The following is a 16,795-nucleotide window of genomic DNA, read 5'->3' as shown; positions in this document are numbered from 1 at the left end:
GCCATTTGAGTCCTAAATAGCAAGAATTAACCAGTACGATCTGGCTATTACTTGAGCGAAATCAAGTTTATCCATTTCAATTCAAGTTAGGGGAACTAAAGGTAAAAGATTGTCAGTATGATGCAAACTTGTTGAGAATTGAGTTATGCTGCATAAAGTAAATTGAGGCTGAACAATAAATATAGTGGGACACGGACTCTCCATTCCCTGCAATAGCAATCTCAGTCAAACAGATGTCGACACTAAAATAATAAGAACAGATATGCTTAATAATAAAATTGCCCTTATGCTTTCACTTACTCTGCTCACAGCCTGCGCGAGTAAAAAAACCGATCCTGAGGATTTTAAGCTCAGCGTCAAAGACAGGTTTAGTACCAATATAAAGGGAGATGGTATTAAGCTATTTACCTACAAGGCCCAGCTTGCCACCTTTGCAGAGCCTGATTTTCCTTTGCCTCATAATGAACGAATTGAGCAGGTAAAGAGAAAGAGTCGCGCACAATCTGGTAAACGTTATAAGCAACCCGATCTCAGCGATTGGACTCAACAGATAGAGCTAGGCCTCTCTAAAACCTTAGCCATGACAGGTTACTGTCGAGAAGGGTTTATGGAGCTCAGCCGTATTATTGAGGTAGGCAGAGCTGAGATCCGTGGTGAGTGTAATGAAGGGGCAACAGAAGCTGATAAGCAAAAATTCTCCTCATAATAATGTAGCCGTGCATATTTGTGGCTTGATGGAGCAGATTAAGTTAAAATCCGCTCCCGGATTTACAATCCAGCCACAGAAACTAAGCTGGCTGGAGAAATAGCAGCATATTGGTAGAGAGCTATGAACAAAAAACAGAAAATGATCAAACTTACGGCTAAACGTGCCAAGGCCCGTAAAAATAAGCATACAGCTCCTACAATCAAAAAATATGTCTCTAAAGGTGATCGTGCAAAAGCCCTAGCTCAGGAGCAGGCAGAAGCAGCATTATCTGGTAAGCAAACTGCTGAAGAGGTGCAAACTACAGCAGAAGCAGAGCAAGAGCAGCAAACTGATACGACTGAAACAAATTAGGCCATATTCCAAATAAAAAGGGAGCTTATACCAATTACATTAAATATGTTATCAATTCAGAGGCGCTCAAACTTTTCAATTCAAGGCGCATTGATGAAAGAATGGTTACTCCCTTGTAAGTCAATGCAAAGCGGAAGTGGAATGTTTGAGAGCCTCCCGCAGGGCGGGTTTCAAAGCCCTGGATGCTGTATTGAATGATTTAGATATAGAATAACTATTAGCTTCAATCATCCGCCTAGCCTACAGCACTTTGAATTCCCGCTGAATGAACAGATACTTAATGTAATTGGTATTAGTAGCTCCCTTCTTTATTTGTGCCATTGAGGTATCAGCTGGCTTTATCACCTGTTGGTTTTATAAACTCTCTCACTTCGCTCCCAGCCTCCGCATCTTGCTCCTCTGTTATCTGCGCCATCAGTGCACAGGAGGAGGATAATGCATTAGTACTACTCGGACTTAACTCGGTATCAAACTCATCTTGTTCATCATTCACAGAAGAAGCTAGCTCATTCGATGCATCAGCCCTAACCTTGTCCACTAATCTAAATGCGGTATAAACACCTAATATTGCAAAAATTATCGCCCCGATAACTTGGCCCACCAACACACCAAAAACCCCACCCCACTGAGCGCCAAAATAGACAAATGGGATAGTGCCTATGGTCGCTTTACCCACATTGAAAAAGGTTGAGTACTTTGCTTTACCTAAATTATTAAAAGAGGCATTGGCCACAAATAACGCGCCGGAGAAAACAAAGAAAACGGCAATATAGGTACAGAAGAACCGAATAATTTCCGCACTGTCTCCCTTCATATCAAACACAGAGATGATCTGATCCTGTAACAACATCAAGATCAACGAGACGCCAATAACATACATGGCACAAAACTGCAGGGCTTTGGTTAAGCTCTCTTTCACTCTGTCAAATTCATGAGCGCCATAATTCTGCCCTACAATAGGGCCAACGGCTCCCGATAAAGCGAAGATCATTCCAAAGCAGACAGGGACTAAACGCCCTAATACCGCCCAACCAGCAACATAGCCATCACCAAAATCCGCAATTGCGCGAGTCACCACAGCATTTCCTATTGGTGTGGCGATATTGGTTAGCATGGCCGGCGCTGCAATTGCGAAAATAGCACTAAGATCTGTCTTAAAGCTCTCAAATTCAAACTGTCCAAACAGTTTATGCTTAACGATCACACCCCGTGCAGCAATAAACAACACCCCAGCCCTAGCCAATACAGAAGCAACCGCCGCCCCCTCAATGCCCATCCCCAATGCAAAGATAAAGATGGGATCAAACACCAAGTTGATCCCCCCACCAGCAAGGGTTGACATCATAGAGAGCTTTGCATCTCCCACTGCCCGAAGTGCAGCGCCCAGTGCCATCGCAAGACAGATAAGTGGCAGTGAAGGAACTAAGATATAAAGGTATCCAGCAGCAAGCTCCGCGGTGTGCCCTGTCGCACCGACTAGTGAGAGTAGCTCAGGGATAAAATAGGTCACCACAGCCGAAACAAGCAATGACATCAACAGAGTCACAACGGCGCAATTTAGTAGTAAACGCTTAGCCGCTTCCATCTGTTTGGCACCGATAGCACGGGATACCAGCGCACCTAGTGCTATGGATAAACCGATACCGATGGAAGTGGTAAAGAAAGAGATAGTTCCCGCATAACCGACCGCAGCGGCAAGCTCCTGCTCACCGAGCAAGCTCAAGAAGAAGATATCGATTAAATCGACCACAAATAGCGCTGATATCCCCACCGCCGCAGTCGAACTCATCACTAAGATGTGACGCATAATCGAACCTTGAACAAATTTAGCTGTAGTCATCTCTATCCTTGAACTTATATTATTAATATTTAGTGCTATATTTCCGCTTCCAACTCACTACCGCAATGATCGCAGTAGCTGGCATCATTCTCATGACCGGTTTTAAGGCAGTTACTACAGCGACGGAGATCTTTACTTTTTCCCATCTCTTGGGAGATCTCTGCCGTTAAAATACCTGTCGGGATCGCAATAATCGAGTAACCAAGCAACATGGTAAATGCTGCGATGGCTTGACCTAAGTTAGTGCCAGGAGTGATATCGCCATAGCCGACCGTCGTGATGGTCACTATGGTCCAATAGATAGACTTGGGGATCGAAGTGAAACCATTTCCAGGCCCTTCAACTACATACATAATTGCACTGAGCACCATCACAATCAGACTGACAGAGAAGAAGAAAATAAACACCTTACGACCAGACTGTAACATAGCTCTAAGCAATACATTGCCTTCACTAAGATATCGTAACAATTTCAGCACACGGAAGATCCTGAACAACCTCAGAATACGGATAACTAGCGTAAAGTTCGCTCCAGGGAAAAGCAGTGCCAGATAACTTGGCAAGATAGAGAGCAGATCGACAACTCCATAGAAGCTCCTCACATATTGCACTGGTTGAGCAGAGCAGTAGAGTCTCAGCAAGTACTCGATAGTAAAAACAATGGTAAAAAACCACTCTAATATACTGATTAATTGACCATATTGGCTATTTATCGAGGCAACTGTATCGAGAAACACTAAGGTCACACTCAAAATAATACAGATAATTAAACTGATATCGAAATAGCGGCCGAGTCTCGTATCTGTACCAAATATCACTCTTCTTAACTTAAGCTTTATCGTGTCTTCATTATTTATTTGCGTATCTTGTTCCATGAAACCTATTCCCCACCATTGGAATCAAGTATTTTGCCACTATTAGCCCATAATACCAATGGGAACGCCTGCGACGTAAAATTCGATTTAAGCAGTACACTTAGGGTACTATACTAAAATACGTTAAATCGATTATTGAGCTTCACAATACATGTACAGAACTCTTTTACTGCTCACCTCTCTATTTTTACTCTGTGCTCAACAACCAAGCTTGGCTGCCAGCTCAAAACAGCACTCCCCTGATAGCTCACCAGCCTCCAACTTAGGTAAGATAGATCTTGTCGTGGTTACAAAGTCAAAGGCAAAAATGGTGTTAATGCGTAACGGAAAAGTGATGCGTCAATACCGAATCGCCATGGGAGACAGACCCATAGGTCATAAGCTTAAAGAGGGGGATCAACGCACCCCTGAAGGTCGCTATATCTTAGATTACAAAAAATCCGATAGTGCTTATTACCGCGCGATCCATATCTCATACCCCAATGATGAAGATAAGCTCAGAGCCAAAGCGCTGGGTATTAGTCCTGGTGGACAGATCATGATCCATGGACAAAACCCCAACTCATCTCTAGCACCTGAAGAGGCACAAAAATTTAACTGGACCGATGGTTGTATCGCCATCACCAATCGACAGATGGATGAGTTATGGGGCTCAATTGAACCTGGTACTCCCATTGAGATCTGGCCCTAGTCAAGAGCGGTATATACAAGCCCTCAGAAAAACCAATCAATACACTGGAAATAAAAGAACTTATCAATGAATAACTCTCTTACTCTTGCTGATTTACACAGCAGTTGGCCAGACTTTACTCGCAAGATTAATCTCTTCTTAGAGGAGTTAGGCTTAGCTCAGTTAGGGCTTGAATGCGATCATGCAGCACTCAGGGTAAATAGCGCTTCAGTTGCCGATGAGCTCAGTAATGCACTCTGCAGCGATGGGGTGGTGATCTCAAACAATATGATTAATGGGCGGCCAATACTCATTATCGAGCTCAATACGCCACTGCAATTAACTAACCTCACCATTGATTGTATCGAACTCCCCTACCCTGGGAGTAAGCAGTACCCAATCGAAGGTTGGGAACATATCGAATTAGTTTTGCCATGTCAGGCGAATAACTGCGAGCAATTAACCCAAGCATTAGTTGAAAGAGTGCCCCATTTAGCCGATGTGATTGATAATAAAACGGAGATAAAGGTTAAGTTAAGCTCACCATCAGGAGAACATGAGCGCCTTGCGAATCCAACCATCGCCTTTAAAAAGGGCAATATCTGCATCAAGGTTCATCCCCACGGCATTAAAGAGGTGATTGCTTCAGAGCAGGTTGAGCCATGAAAAATTTAGAGTACTCATTAACAAGAAGCACAAATAACTTCACCTAGATAAATTGACGTTACTGATACAGGTGATAGCTCCCGTGGATGCTAACTAACAATCAAAGACGTAATTAAATCGTTACATTGCAGCACACAAAAACAACATATAACACTAGTAATGAATAGACTGTCGATATAATACTCTGTTTAAGTTGGAAGTGATGTTTAGTTTCATTAGCCCCTAAACATTCACTTCCAGACAAATCTAAGTAACTAATATTCTTTTAATTTTTTTATTAACGACAACTAGCTTGTATCTTTTTATTTTCACCCAATATGAAAACGGAGCCTTATTAGATAAAAAGGAGAAACTCTTTCACCAAAAAAAATGACTTACCTCACAACACCTGTATCACTTTGTAACCCGCTCTTTTTTATTTTTTATAAACTGAGAAAATATTAGACTAAATTTATATTCATTGAGCTCAATATGAAAAAGCTATCATTAGTCTGCTGTCTTCTATTTGTTATTGGTTGCAGTGCCAATAGCGTTAAAACAAATAATGATACGTACAATACAAATCTTGATAGTTTAGATCTTCCCTCCCATTACACTTCTCCCTGTTTCCATGAAAACAAGAAAATATATAATGAATTTGCGACTTTATTAGGAAGATTAGAGATAGGCGAGTTAAGTCAGAGTGATGCCGCAAGTAAAATGGTTGTTTTGTGCCCCCATCAACCAGAGATGATTATCTGGCTAACAAATACTTTCGCTAAACCACCTGCTTATCTCTAGGCCAAATACTTATAGAGACATTTACAACACTAATTAGTCTCAAAAACAATTAGCTCAACTAACAGATTAAGTTCCAAAATAATTCAACGAGTTGAAGCAGGAAAGCTAGCCTTATAAATCTAAAATAGCTAGCCTCTGTTTTGAAGTTGAGCTCTTAGTATTTACTTTTTCTTAAGCACACTCGACATGGATGGCACTATGGTTACGGGATCTAATCGCATCTGATACCAGTTTACCCGCCAATCAAGATGAGGACCGGTTACTCGTCCTGTAGCACCGACTTCTGCGATGGGCTGCCCCTGCTTTATCGCCTCGCCCTCTTTGACATATAGTTTGCTTAAGTGAAGAAAACTAGAGCTAACGCCATAGCCATGGTCAAGAATAATCGTACCACCTGAGTAGAACATATCCGCTACCGATAAACTGATAATCCCATCAGCGGGAGCGACCACAACAGTGCCAGTTTTAGCGGCAACATCTACACCATAATGAGGGTTTCCAGGTTTGCCGTTATAGACACGTTGACTACCATATACACCAGAAATTCTACCAGTGAGAGGCCAGATAAAATCTTGAGTAAAGGCGTTTTGCTCTGAAAATTGTGCACGAGCCGCTTTGACCTGCTTACTGTCTTTTCTAGAACGCTCCACCGCTTTAGGATCTGGTTTCATGATCTTTTTACTGATCCCATTTACCCTATCGATCTTGTACTCTTTTTCACTGATAGTAAGTGGCATTATTTGGGTTAAACCATCAGGATAAACCAGTTTTAGCTCTTGATTGACTTCAGCTTCACGGCCAAAACCGAAAGCAAAGTGACCTTTTGGGGTCACCTTAACCGCTTCACCATTGAGTGAAACTTGCGTTCCCGGTTCAACCTGAGCACGAATTAACGCCCCCTGCTCCATCTTACCCACCAACTCAACTTGGGCTGATGCATGGCTTGATATCAGTAAACTACTTATCGCCATGCAACAGATAATTGCAGAAGACAAAACAGATGGGGTGTTAATATATTTCAAACTCATCTCCGTTATTTGTATCAATCAGTATTAGATTCTACTCACATCAAGAGTTACTCTTGAGCGCCTTTAACCGATATCGCGCCTTTGCCTACACCTTCGTAGGCGATGACTTTAAACTGGCTGTGCGGTGACTTTTCAACTAAGGTATTGGCTACAAACTCAGCCAACAGCTCGACAGTTGTATCATGGGGAATAATCTCACACATAGCTTTAGGCATCGCCAGTTGAAAATCACCTTGTGGAGCTTGATAATGAAAGCCAAAGTGAGTGTCATCATTTACCTTCGCCTGAGGTGAAAGCGTTAACTCATCAATCTTAACCACATCTTCTACAGTGCCAAGATAGATATCTTTCCAACGTTCAGCCCAATATTCATCCCATTTTGGTGCCGAGATCCCATTCTCAAAAATATTTATCGGGCTACGGTGACCATGGGCGATACGCTGGCAGTTTCCATCATGCTTCTTCAAACCATGGGAGTAATGATAAAAAGGCGTCTCATGAAGCTCATTTCTGAGAGTTAACGCAATGCCATCAACGTTATCGGGTAACACCTCTTTTAAGGCTTTTTGCAGGAAGGTGTTTACACTTTCAAAATCGATAAGCTCACTAGGGATAAGCGCAAAAGCTTGCTCTGGACAAGCCAGATGTATATCCCCTTTAAGACTATTAAAGTCCATCCATACCCTGTCGCCCTGCTGTTGCCAGCGAACTTCACTGCAAGCTGTCGGGATCAACAATCGATGATCGGCGACATTATCAATGGTATCTTTAATCGTGCGCTTCACTTTTGAGAAGTCGAGCACCATATTTTGCTCATCTAAACCGCCATCGAGCAATACATCGACTATCCAACTCTCTCCCACCATGCCACGAATGGGACACAGGTAAGAAAAGTCTATCACGGTTAAATCTCTAACAAAAAGTTGCATTTACTCTCCTAGGCAGAAAAACAGTCTACCTGTTAATACGTCCAATCGGCGATGGCCAAAGAACTAAAATATACTAAGTTGATAAAGAGAAAATCATCGACTCATTTGGTGCAAGTTTACATGGGGTCAAGCCGTTTTTCGAGTCGTTTACTTAGGTAATTATCGCCCTTGCAGAGATATCCAGCAAAAAGTCATTTTCTTAGCACAAAAAAAGCGCCAAACGGCGCTTTTAGTTTCAATTCAGCATCAATTTACTGGCCGCCTTTTAATCGACAATCCAACTGGTCTTTCAGCTTCGCAGGCACACCTTTAATCATGATGGTGTCGGAGACATATCGTATCGTACATCACTATGATGGCCTGAATCAGAGACTACTGCCCGCCTTTTAATCGACGATCTAATTGATCTTTCAAGTTAGCTGGAACACCTTTAATCATAATGGTGTCGGAGACATATAATATCGTACATCACTATGATGGCCTAAGATTGCCTGAGTTCAGAGACTACTGGCCACCCTTTAATCGACGATCCAATTGATCTTTCAAGTTAGCTGGAACACCTTTAATCATAATGGTGTCAGAGATAGGGTCATACATCACTCGCTCACCTAAGTGTGCACCATCAAAGCTTAAGGTCACCCCACCACCTGTACCGGAGAACTTTTTCAGTTGTCTCAAGGTTGGCTTGTCACCCGGAAACTCATCTTCGAGTTCATACTCACCACCACGGGCAAAGTCATAGAAGGACTCCATACCAGAATCGGCTAGCTCATCGGCAAGATCTTTAATCTCAATATCAGCCCCGACTTCACAGCGTTCGGTACAGTAATCGAACACTTTTTCACGGCATTGCTGACGCTCATCTTTAGTCAATTCACTGCTTGAGACGAAATCCTCAACGGCATTCATCAGCTGCTTGTTTTGTGCCTTAGTATTAACGCCTTCAACACACCCCATAAAGTCGAGGAAAAAATCCGCGACTTTACGTCCAGCGCGACCACGAATAAAGGAGATATATTTACGCGAATCACTATCTGCTTGCCACTCTGTCAAATCGATTCTTGCAGCAAGCTGCACATCTTTCAAATCTAAGTGAGTATTTTGCGACAGCTCCATATCATCCAAAACTGTCATCGATGACTTAGCATTTAACAAAGAGACATAGAGATAATCACTGGTCATATGGGTATAACATGAAAGCAGCAAGAATCCGCCTTGACTAAAATCATATTTAGAGAGCTCCTCTTGCAGCAATTTACCCGCCAAGCCTGAAAACTCAACAAATCCCAGTTCGCCGTTTCGATACTCGCTTAACGCCTGTTCAAACTTAGGGTTTGCTTCGCCATCTTCACCATGAGTACCGAAGTGACCAAAACCTTTACCCGCCTTAGTGGTATAAGTCTGGTGAAGCTCCTCTAACATGGCTTCGACAGCTTCACTATTTAACAGGGGTTGTGGACGCAATCGGCAACTAAGCTGACCTTCACGATCCTGAGAGATGGCGTGGATAATTGCTTGCTCAACGTTAATACTCATAAGCCTCGATATCGATAATAACATTTAGCAGCGATGATGCTTTCACTGCTAATTTAAGTGGGATGGTTAGGAGATTAAATCTAACCTGAATAATTAGGGTATATTGCCCCAATCATCACGATGCGGCAAGTGAGAAACGTCTCCTTTAGGGATTAAATAGGTCATTTTGAACAGTGAGGAAAGCACAAAGATCTAAGCCACTGAGCTTAACTGAAGTGACAAATAGTTAAGGCAAGTTTTAGCTTTACTCTAATACGGTTAACTTATGCCCACAAAAGAGGTAAATCACGACACTTTAACCAAGTAAGTATATCGTGCTCCCAATGAATTTCGGTTATCATATGCAGTTAATCAAGTTTAGAGTGAAATACTTTTTAATATGGCAATCCAATCCAAATACTCAAATACACAAGTTGAATCCATTATCGCAGAGCTAAGCGCTGTGCTAGATAAGCATCAAGCCCCTACTGACCTCAGATTAATGGTGCTAGGCAACTGCGTTACCGATCTTTTAGCACGTAAGGTTCCGGCCGAAGCACGTGCGAGCGTTGCAGAACAATTCTCGAAAGCACTTGCACAATCGGTGAAAGGTTAATACCTTCAACTTAGATTGCGTAAGAGAGACTGAACCACAAACAAACTTAAGACACATCAGTAGCTAATCAGTAAGCGGAGCCACATGGTCGAGCGTAAAAAAGAGATGGGCCGCGATCGCGTATCGCGCTTAATAAGTTGGGGGCACTGGTTTGCCTTCTTCAACGGCTTTCTTGCCATGATCGTGGGTTTTCGCTATCTAGATACCGTAGGTTACCCTGAGTCATGGTTGGGCTGGGGCTATCTGGCTATCAGCACTATCGGCCACTTCAGCTTTTTATCCTTTATCGTCTATCTGGTGCTGGTTTTCCCCGTTACCTTACTTCTGCCCTATTCAAAGATATTACGGGGCTACGCTGCATCTATTGCGACATTAAGTCTGTGTATCTTGCTATATGACACCATTATCTATGATGACTATGGCCTTCACCTTAGCCCCTTTGTTTTTGATTTAGCCTGGGCTGATCTTAACGCTCTTCTACGTGGAACCTCCTACATTGTGACGCCTATAGGTATCATAGTGCTTGAGCTCACGGCAGCTAACTTCCTATGGAAACGCATTGAGAAGATACATAAGGTTAAATGTGGCAATAAAGTCGTTGCTTTTGTTGGGCTCTGTTTTGTCAGTAGCCATCTCATTCATATCTGGGCTGACGCTGCGTCAGTGACAGACATCACTCGCTTAGACGATGCTTACCCTCTCTCTTATCCTGCTACCGCTCGCTCATTTATGGAGAGCCATGGCATCGATGGGGATAAAAATAATAAACGTCATTCTGATCTAAGAAGTAATATCAGCTACCCCATCACGCCCATGCAATGTGTGAATGAGGAGCCAAAGAGCAATATTCTCTTAATTACAGTAGATAGTTTAAGGGCCGATATGCTTGATGAAAGCACTATGCCCTTCCTTAGCCAGTACGCCAAAGAGAATCAAGATTTTCACCAACACCTAAGTGGCGGCACTCAATTTTCCAGTGGCATGTTCTCTATTATGTATGGCCTACAGGGAAGTTACATGAATGATGGTACCTTAGATCACACTGAGCCACTTTTGACCCAAGAGCTTAATCGACAAGGTTATCAAACCGCTGTTTTTGCCACTGACGATCTGGTTTTTAAACCTAGCGCTATCTTCAAAGGGTTACAGCAGCACATCACTCCAGTAGACAATAGCCATGCAATGGCAGATAAAGGTTCACTAGCGAGTTTTGAAAAGTGGCGTACTCAGACAAGTTCACCTTGGTTTGGTCTTGTCAACCTGCGCTCTCCAGAGAGCTATGACACACCGATTGGCTTCTTAGGCATAGAAACTGTCCGCCCTAAAAAAACACTCACATCCGCTGAGCGAGTACTATTTAACCAGTATCGTCAATCACTGAACTTTATTGATAACGAACTGAAAAAGGTGATCCAAGCTCTGCCTCAAGAGACCTTAGTCATAATCACTGGCGTCAGCGGTAAGTTATTTACAAGTAACCCTAACGAAGCACGTAGTAATATGTCTCCTGACAATGTTCATGTGCCTTTGATCATACATTGGCCAGGCAAAGTTCCCCCAAAGGATATCAAGTATCGAACTAGCCATTATGGGATTGCACCAACACTGTTAAGCCAAGTACTTGGTTGCACAAATGCACCTACTGATTACAGTGCCGGTCGTAGCTTATTACAACCTGATAGCGAGTCTTGGGTCTATGTGGGCGATAATCTTATTTTCGGGATCTACCAGAACTCGGAGATAACAGTGATTGACCGCCATGGAAAATATCGAATTTATGATGAAAATTATGAACGCAGATTGCGTAAAAAGATGAGCGCACCTGAGTTGATTGAAGTGATGCGCGAAGGACGTCGCCTCTATAATCATTAATTGATACTCCGCCCTGAATAGATCCGGGCGGAAAACTCCCCTGCTGTAAACCCGCTAAGTGTATAAAGCTTACAAACTAAGCAGTTGATACAAAGGGACAACTAAGAGCTTGCACAAGCAGCAGTGAGTTGATAAAGTTCTGCTTCGTTCGATGGGGCTTAGCTTCAGGAACAAACATCGGGATATGGCCTAGTCCGGTAAGGCGCTTGTCTGGGGGACAAGAGATCGCAGGTTCAAATCCTGCTATCCCGACCAAATATTGAAAAGCCGCTAATCGAAAGATTAGCGGCTTTTTGCTATAAGTTTTCTACTGTTTTAAAGTAGATTGTCTCTCCTGTAGAGCAGGGCCAAAGTATCAAGGATAACGCTTCAAAAAATAACTCTTATTACTTTTCTTACTGACGTTTATGTAAAAAAGCTAACGAATCACTTAAGTTTTTCATCCAAGCAAGGTATAACAATAAAGAAGAAGATGTTTACAAAGTTGCAACAGGCATTTCGATAGGCAGGCCTGATAACTAGCATCAGACAAACAATGTAATAAATCATCTGCTTACATTAGGCAGAGCTTCATTTTGAATGATCTCATTCTTAACCGTTAGCATCTATAGTTAGCATAACAAGTAAAAATAAAAAGGCTATATGCTCAAAATAACCCAACAACACTTAAAACTCTCAGTCTTACTCGGTTTAATAGGATTAATTGTTAACCTTTATCCTATTCCCCTGTTTGGCAATGTTCAATTGGTGTTGGGAAACCTATTTTTTGTCATTGTCGCAATATTATTAGGACCTTGGTACGCCCTTCTTTGTGCAGCAATCTCCTCTATTGGGTTAATTGTCTCTTGGACAAGCCCTCACGTTTTCCTGTTTTTCTGTTTAGAGGCTCTTTGGCTTGGTTTTGCCAGAAGAAAAGATATCTACGCTCTCTATGCCGATATAGGCTTCTGGATCGCTATTGGGATGCCGCTCTTTTATTTTTATGCCACCAACTTCTCTGAGCTTCCACAAAGTCACCTCTCTTTTATCACTCTTAAACAGGGGATTAATGGCTTTATCTGTGCAGCTCTAGGCTCACTGGCTGTCACTGTTTTTTCTGGATTTTGGTACCTTAAAAATAAAGTAAGAGACAAAAAAAGACGCACCTTTCACGCTCAATTAACATACAGCTTTACATTGATATTAACCATATCTCTACTTAGCTCAGCGTTACTTTTCAATCATCAAGTTATTCTAAAACAACAAAACAGCCTTAATCAAAACCTACATGACTCAGCTGTCCACTTAGGCCAAGCGACCGAAGTTTTTCTAGAGACCCACAAAAAAGCCATCAGTAATGCCTCACAATGGCTTAGCCTTTCCCAAACAGACATTCCTGGTTGGCAAAAGAGCCTAACTAAACTGCATCAAAGCTATTCTGATTTTATCACCATGATAGTCACCGACAGTGATGCTCGCATCATTGCTGCAACGCCTATAGAGCTCTTAGGCTCAGAAAAGGTGAAAAATAGAAGCTTTTCAGTTAAAGACAGACACTATTTCCAAGAAGCCTTCTATAAACAACAAACCTTCGTCTCTCCAGCCTTTTGGGGCAGAGGTTTTGGGACTGATCCTATTGTCGCCATCAGCGCTCCCATCTACAGTGGCGAAAACTCAGATCAACCAGCCGGAATTATTGAGGGCTCTCTCAACTTAACAAGCTTCGTTGACATTGAGCAGAAAAACCTTGTTTATGAGATGCAATCTATGATTTTAATAGATGAAAATGAACGTGTTATCTACGCATCAAAAACATTAAAACTCCCCGTTTTATCTAAGTTTAAATCAGTGGAAAGTGGGAAGAACTACAAAACCAGCTTAAAGCTAATCAATTTATTTGACCTTAATAACCCAAATCCTGAGTTCGTTTACACTCATTACCAACTCAATAACGGCTGGAAGTTGTATATAGTCAAACCCTTCTCCCCGCTTCTAAAGCTGCTAGAAACACAGTACTTAACCACTTTTACTGTGTTAATCCTCTCCTTGATTATTACCGTGATTGTGACGCGAGTAATAAGCACTAGGTTAACGGAACCCTTAACCATGATTGCCAACAAGTTTGGTGATAAAGGGCACAAAAATGCGGCTGCCTACCATATTGATGAGGAGTCACCTCAAGAGTTTTTAACCTTATATCAAAGCATTAAGAAAAGTAAGCAGGAGTTGATAAGTTATCAATTAGAGCTAGAGGAGAAAGTGGCTATCCGGACATTCGAGCTGGAAAAAGCCAATAAGAAGCTGCAATCGCTAGCGGAGAAAGATGACTTAACTGGTTTATTTAATCGTAGAAGCGCCGAAAGTCGATTTAAAACCACACATAACCTATGCCTAAGAAGTGACGAGGTGATGGTCATTGCCATACTCGATATCGATAACTTTAAAGGTATCAATGATACCTTCGGCCACCAAGGTGGTGATCAATGCCTTAGAGCCATAGCCAACAGCATGAAGCTCTTTTTTAAACGTGATAGTGATGTGATCTCCCGCTATGGCGGTGAAGAGTTTCTACTTATCTTACCGATGACCAATCCAGATATGGTTGAAGATCACCTGAATGAATTCAGATTACAGCTCAAAAGACTCGTTATACAGCCACCCCATCAAACAACCGAAATCATGATGACAGTCAGTATTGGCGCTATCGTTGCGAATGCCAATTACAGTAAATCACTCGAGGATTGGTTTAGACAAGCCGATTTGAACCTATATCAAGCTAAAAACCAAGGCAGAGATAAAGTCATAGTCACCAAACCTCGTGTAGCTCCTGACTTTGATATTTAATCTAGATTTTGCTTATCAATAAATCGATCCATTTTATCCAATAAATAGGGAAAAAACGGATTCCATTTTTGTCTCAACATCTCATCTGCCTGTACACCGAGTACACCTCTCTCACCTCTTGAAGATGCAGCACCAATTTGAACTCGATCGATATAGTGAACTCCTTCTGGTCCATATAAACTATCTTCAATCGGGAACGGGAGAGCGACATGTGACAGGGAGTAAACATTAACTGGCCATTTTTGAGCTATGGGTTCAATAGAACTCTCACCCTTAGCATAGTTCGTTGTCGCCTGAACTTGCCGTCTTAGCTCAGCCTCACCAGTACGGTTTTCCACAAGCGTATAATTAAAATTGAGTGGTACTCGATCTATAAGGTAATTAAATTCATCTAATGGGTCATTAAGTACTAAGCCCATATTCACTTCCGTTCGATTAATATCAAATATCACCAGTTCATGGTTACTCTCAGGTAATTTTTGATAGAGTTCCTCCACAACCGATGCGGTAGAGACAGTATCATCCACTAATGATTGAAACGTCAGTATCGGTCCGATGTTGAGTTTCCCCTCGGAGGATAATTGGTTTAGCAGCAACTGGTTACGCTCCGCTAGCTGGTAAACCACATCACCGGCATTCACGGCAAAGGAGTTATATTTAAACGGGTCATACTCAGCTTGAAGGCTATTCCAGCTTAATTTTTCCAAACCCAACAACTCACCAAGCCTAGCTTGCCACTTAGCGCCTGCAGCCACTGGGGGTAAGCCTATAGCAGGAGAGAGAAAAACCATACCCGCATAATCTGTAGATAGCCCTTTCACAAGTCGCTCCAGTTCGTGATTTAATCCAAGTGCAGCTCCTGTTGAAAAACCAACCAAGTACAAGGGTTTCCCCTTTAACACCTTCTGCATATGCTCTGTCGCTAACGACACCGCCGATGCCATATCTTGCCACTCGATATCGATAAGGCCTGAAGGTATCGTTCCGTGACCTGGTAGCCTGAGCGCTAATACATGCGCATTACCTTTAAAGTGTTTAGCGAGGTGGGAAGTTGCATAGGGGGAGTCCGACATACCATGAAGAAGCAGCACCCCAAAATCTCCATCAGCTTGTGGCCATTCATAACTTCTGTTCCAGTCCGTACGCCATTTTTTAGGATCTGATAAGCTTCCACGAACATAACGGTTAATCACAGAGTCAAAGTCGTGAGGAGTACGTCCATAAATTCTCTCTTCAACTTCATCAAAAATGGCCTGTTCTAATGCCATCAACTGCGAAAAATCTTTAAAGCCCAATGATCGCTTATAGGCAGATTTCAATTCAGTTTTATGCCAAACATCTAGCTCAGGCCTAGATGTCAAGTACCAAATGCTGGCGCATAGCAACGCAATGACAACCCCTAATGATGCATAAAACAGCGCCATAAATAGGTGTTTAGTTGAACCAATAACTAAGGTTTTCATCACTCTCCAGAGGCCATCAACATAGGGAATCTTTAATGAGCATTAACTTACACGTTTTAACCGAGTAAAATCTAGCTATCAGCTTCTTTAGTCACGACTCCGGTTATAAAATGCACTTATCAGGTACAATAGATACTAAAGTTATCAGTTTAGGGGCTCACAGCCCGACATTTTGCTTCTACCTCCCAACTCCCCCAGTATTACCTCAAGGGTGGAACATAGCTCAGGATGATGCGGTTTCTGTGTTAATTGAACACAATGGAAATCATTGGCGAAAAATATTGACTATCATGGCAAAAATTTGCGCCCCTAACGAAGAGTGGAAACACTACCGAGATACACATCTACTCAAGCACAATGAAATGATATTGATTGGTGCTGATACACTACTACAAACGACTACCCCTCACCAAAAACGATGGCACTTCCTTGTTGGTAAGGTGGTTTCACAGCAGCTTTCAATGGAAACTCAAGACCTCTCATTTATTGACATAAACCACAGCTCAATACAGTTTTATGATAATCAGTCATTACTCATCACTCCCTACTTAGATTATCGGCAATACCCAAATCAACTAATTGCAGAAACAAGGGCGCTGATAGCAAGCAATAGCTAATACCAATCAGTATACGAAGTGATTAAAAAGCAGCTATTAAA

General features: G+C 42.2%; 15 protein-coding genes and 1 tRNA gene. 10 read left to right on the top strand and 6 right to left on the bottom strand.

The genetic code is table 11. The features are described 5' to 3' along the window. The first annotated feature begins 262 nt into the window (after positions 1-262). Entirely contained in the window at positions 263-706 is a 444-nt protein-coding gene (locus tag K0625_RS19845) for a hypothetical protein (RefSeq protein ID WP_220111256.1), read from the top strand. Between the two features lie 123 nt (positions 707-829). Next, entirely contained in the window at positions 830-1,060 is a 231-nt protein-coding gene (locus K0625_RS19840) for a DUF2986 domain-containing protein (protein ID WP_220111255.1), read from the top strand. A gap of 328 nt (positions 1,061-1,388) precedes the next feature. Here K0625_RS19840 and K0625_RS19835 read toward each other — a convergent pair whose 3' ends face one another. Further along, positions 1,389-2,900, bottom strand: a complete 1,512-nt coding sequence (locus K0625_RS19835) for an MATE family efflux transporter (RefSeq protein ID WP_220111254.1) — start codon at positions 2,898-2,900, stop codon at positions 1,389-1,391. 35 nt (positions 2,901-2,935) lie between these two features. Next, complete coding sequence (locus tag K0625_RS19830; protein WP_220111253.1) at positions 2,936-3,775, bottom strand: ion transporter; 840 nt, start codon at positions 3,773-3,775, stop codon at positions 2,936-2,938. Positions 3,776-3,926: 151 nt separating this feature from the next. Between K0625_RS19830 and K0625_RS19825 the strand changes: the two genes are divergently transcribed. From K0625_RS19825 to K0625_RS19815, 3 genes are all read left to right on the top strand, one after another. After that, the gene (locus K0625_RS19825) at positions 3,927-4,466 is read left to right on the top strand and encodes a L,D-transpeptidase family protein (RefSeq protein WP_220111252.1); all 540 of its coding nucleotides are present in this window, start codon (positions 3,927-3,929) and stop codon (positions 4,464-4,466) included. 66 nt (positions 4,467-4,532) lie between these two features. Continuing rightward, positions 4,533-5,111 (top strand): VOC family protein, encoded by a 579-nt coding sequence (locus tag K0625_RS19820; protein ID WP_220111251.1) that lies wholly within the window; start codon positions 4,533-4,535, stop codon positions 5,109-5,111. A 471-nt stretch (positions 5,112-5,582) separates the two neighbouring features. Beyond that, complete coding sequence (locus K0625_RS19815) at positions 5,583-5,891, top strand: hypothetical protein (RefSeq protein ID WP_220111250.1); 309 nt, start codon at positions 5,583-5,585, stop codon at positions 5,889-5,891. 161 nt (positions 5,892-6,052) lie between these two features. Here K0625_RS19815 and K0625_RS19810 read toward each other — a convergent pair whose 3' ends face one another. The 3 genes from K0625_RS19810 to yejK all read right to left on the bottom strand — a co-directional run bounded on the left by K0625_RS19810 (position 6,053) and on the right by yejK (position 9,384). After that, entirely contained in the window at positions 6,053-6,862 is an 810-nt protein-coding gene (locus K0625_RS19810) for a M23 family metallopeptidase (protein WP_220111312.1), read from the bottom strand. Between the two features lie 104 nt (positions 6,863-6,966). After that, entirely contained in the window at positions 6,967-7,848 is an 882-nt protein-coding gene (locus tag K0625_RS19805; RefSeq protein ID WP_220111249.1) for a 6-carboxytetrahydropterin synthase, read from the bottom strand. 504 nt (positions 7,849-8,352) lie between these two features. After that, positions 8,353-9,384: a nucleoid-associated protein YejK gene (gene yejK, locus K0625_RS19800; protein WP_012325397.1), complete on the bottom strand. Its 1,032-nt coding sequence runs from the start codon at positions 9,382-9,384 to the stop codon at positions 8,353-8,355. Between the two features lie 379 nt (positions 9,385-9,763). On the opposite strand from yejK, the gene K0625_RS19795 reads away from it, so the two are divergent. From K0625_RS19795 to K0625_RS19780, 4 genes are all read left to right on the top strand, one after another. Further along, entirely contained in the window at positions 9,764-9,979 is a 216-nt protein-coding gene (locus K0625_RS19795; protein ID WP_012325398.1) for a YejL family protein, read from the top strand. A gap of 84 nt (positions 9,980-10,063) precedes the next feature. Then, positions 10,064-11,851 carry a DUF3413 domain-containing protein gene (locus K0625_RS19790; protein WP_220111248.1) on the top strand — a complete coding sequence of 596 codons (1,788 nt, stop codon included), beginning with the start codon at positions 10,064-10,066 and terminating at the stop codon, positions 11,849-11,851. Between the two features lie 178 nt (positions 11,852-12,029). Beyond that, positions 12,030-12,106 (top strand) — tRNA-Pro (locus K0625_RS19785). Between the two features lie 387 nt (positions 12,107-12,493). Next, positions 12,494-14,674 carry a diguanylate cyclase gene (locus K0625_RS19780; protein ID WP_220111247.1) on the top strand — a complete coding sequence of 727 codons (2,181 nt, stop codon included), beginning with the start codon at positions 12,494-12,496 and terminating at the stop codon, positions 14,672-14,674. Here K0625_RS19780 and K0625_RS19775 read toward each other — a convergent pair. Then, the gene (locus K0625_RS19775; protein ID WP_220111246.1) at positions 14,671-16,137 is read right to left on the bottom strand and encodes an alpha/beta hydrolase; all 1,467 of its coding nucleotides are present in this window, start codon (positions 16,135-16,137) and stop codon (positions 14,671-14,673) included. The two genes, K0625_RS19780 and K0625_RS19775, sit on opposite strands and share 4 nt — an antisense overlap. Positions 16,138-16,247: 110 nt before the next feature. Here K0625_RS19775 and K0625_RS19770 point away from each other — a divergent pair, with 110 nt between their 5' ends. Next, positions 16,248-16,754, top strand: a complete 507-nt coding sequence (locus tag K0625_RS19770; RefSeq protein ID WP_220111245.1) for a DUF6942 family protein — start codon at positions 16,248-16,250, stop codon at positions 16,752-16,754. The last annotated feature ends 41 nt before the right edge of the window (positions 16,755-16,795 follow it).

Origin of the sequence: Shewanella nanhaiensis (assembly GCF_019457885.1) — a bacterium.
GTDB lineage: Bacteria > Pseudomonadota > Gammaproteobacteria > Enterobacterales > Shewanellaceae > Shewanella > Shewanella nanhaiensis.
The sequence above is the reverse complement of the archived record's forward strand: the minus strand, read 5'-3'. Positions and strand labels throughout refer to the sequence as shown.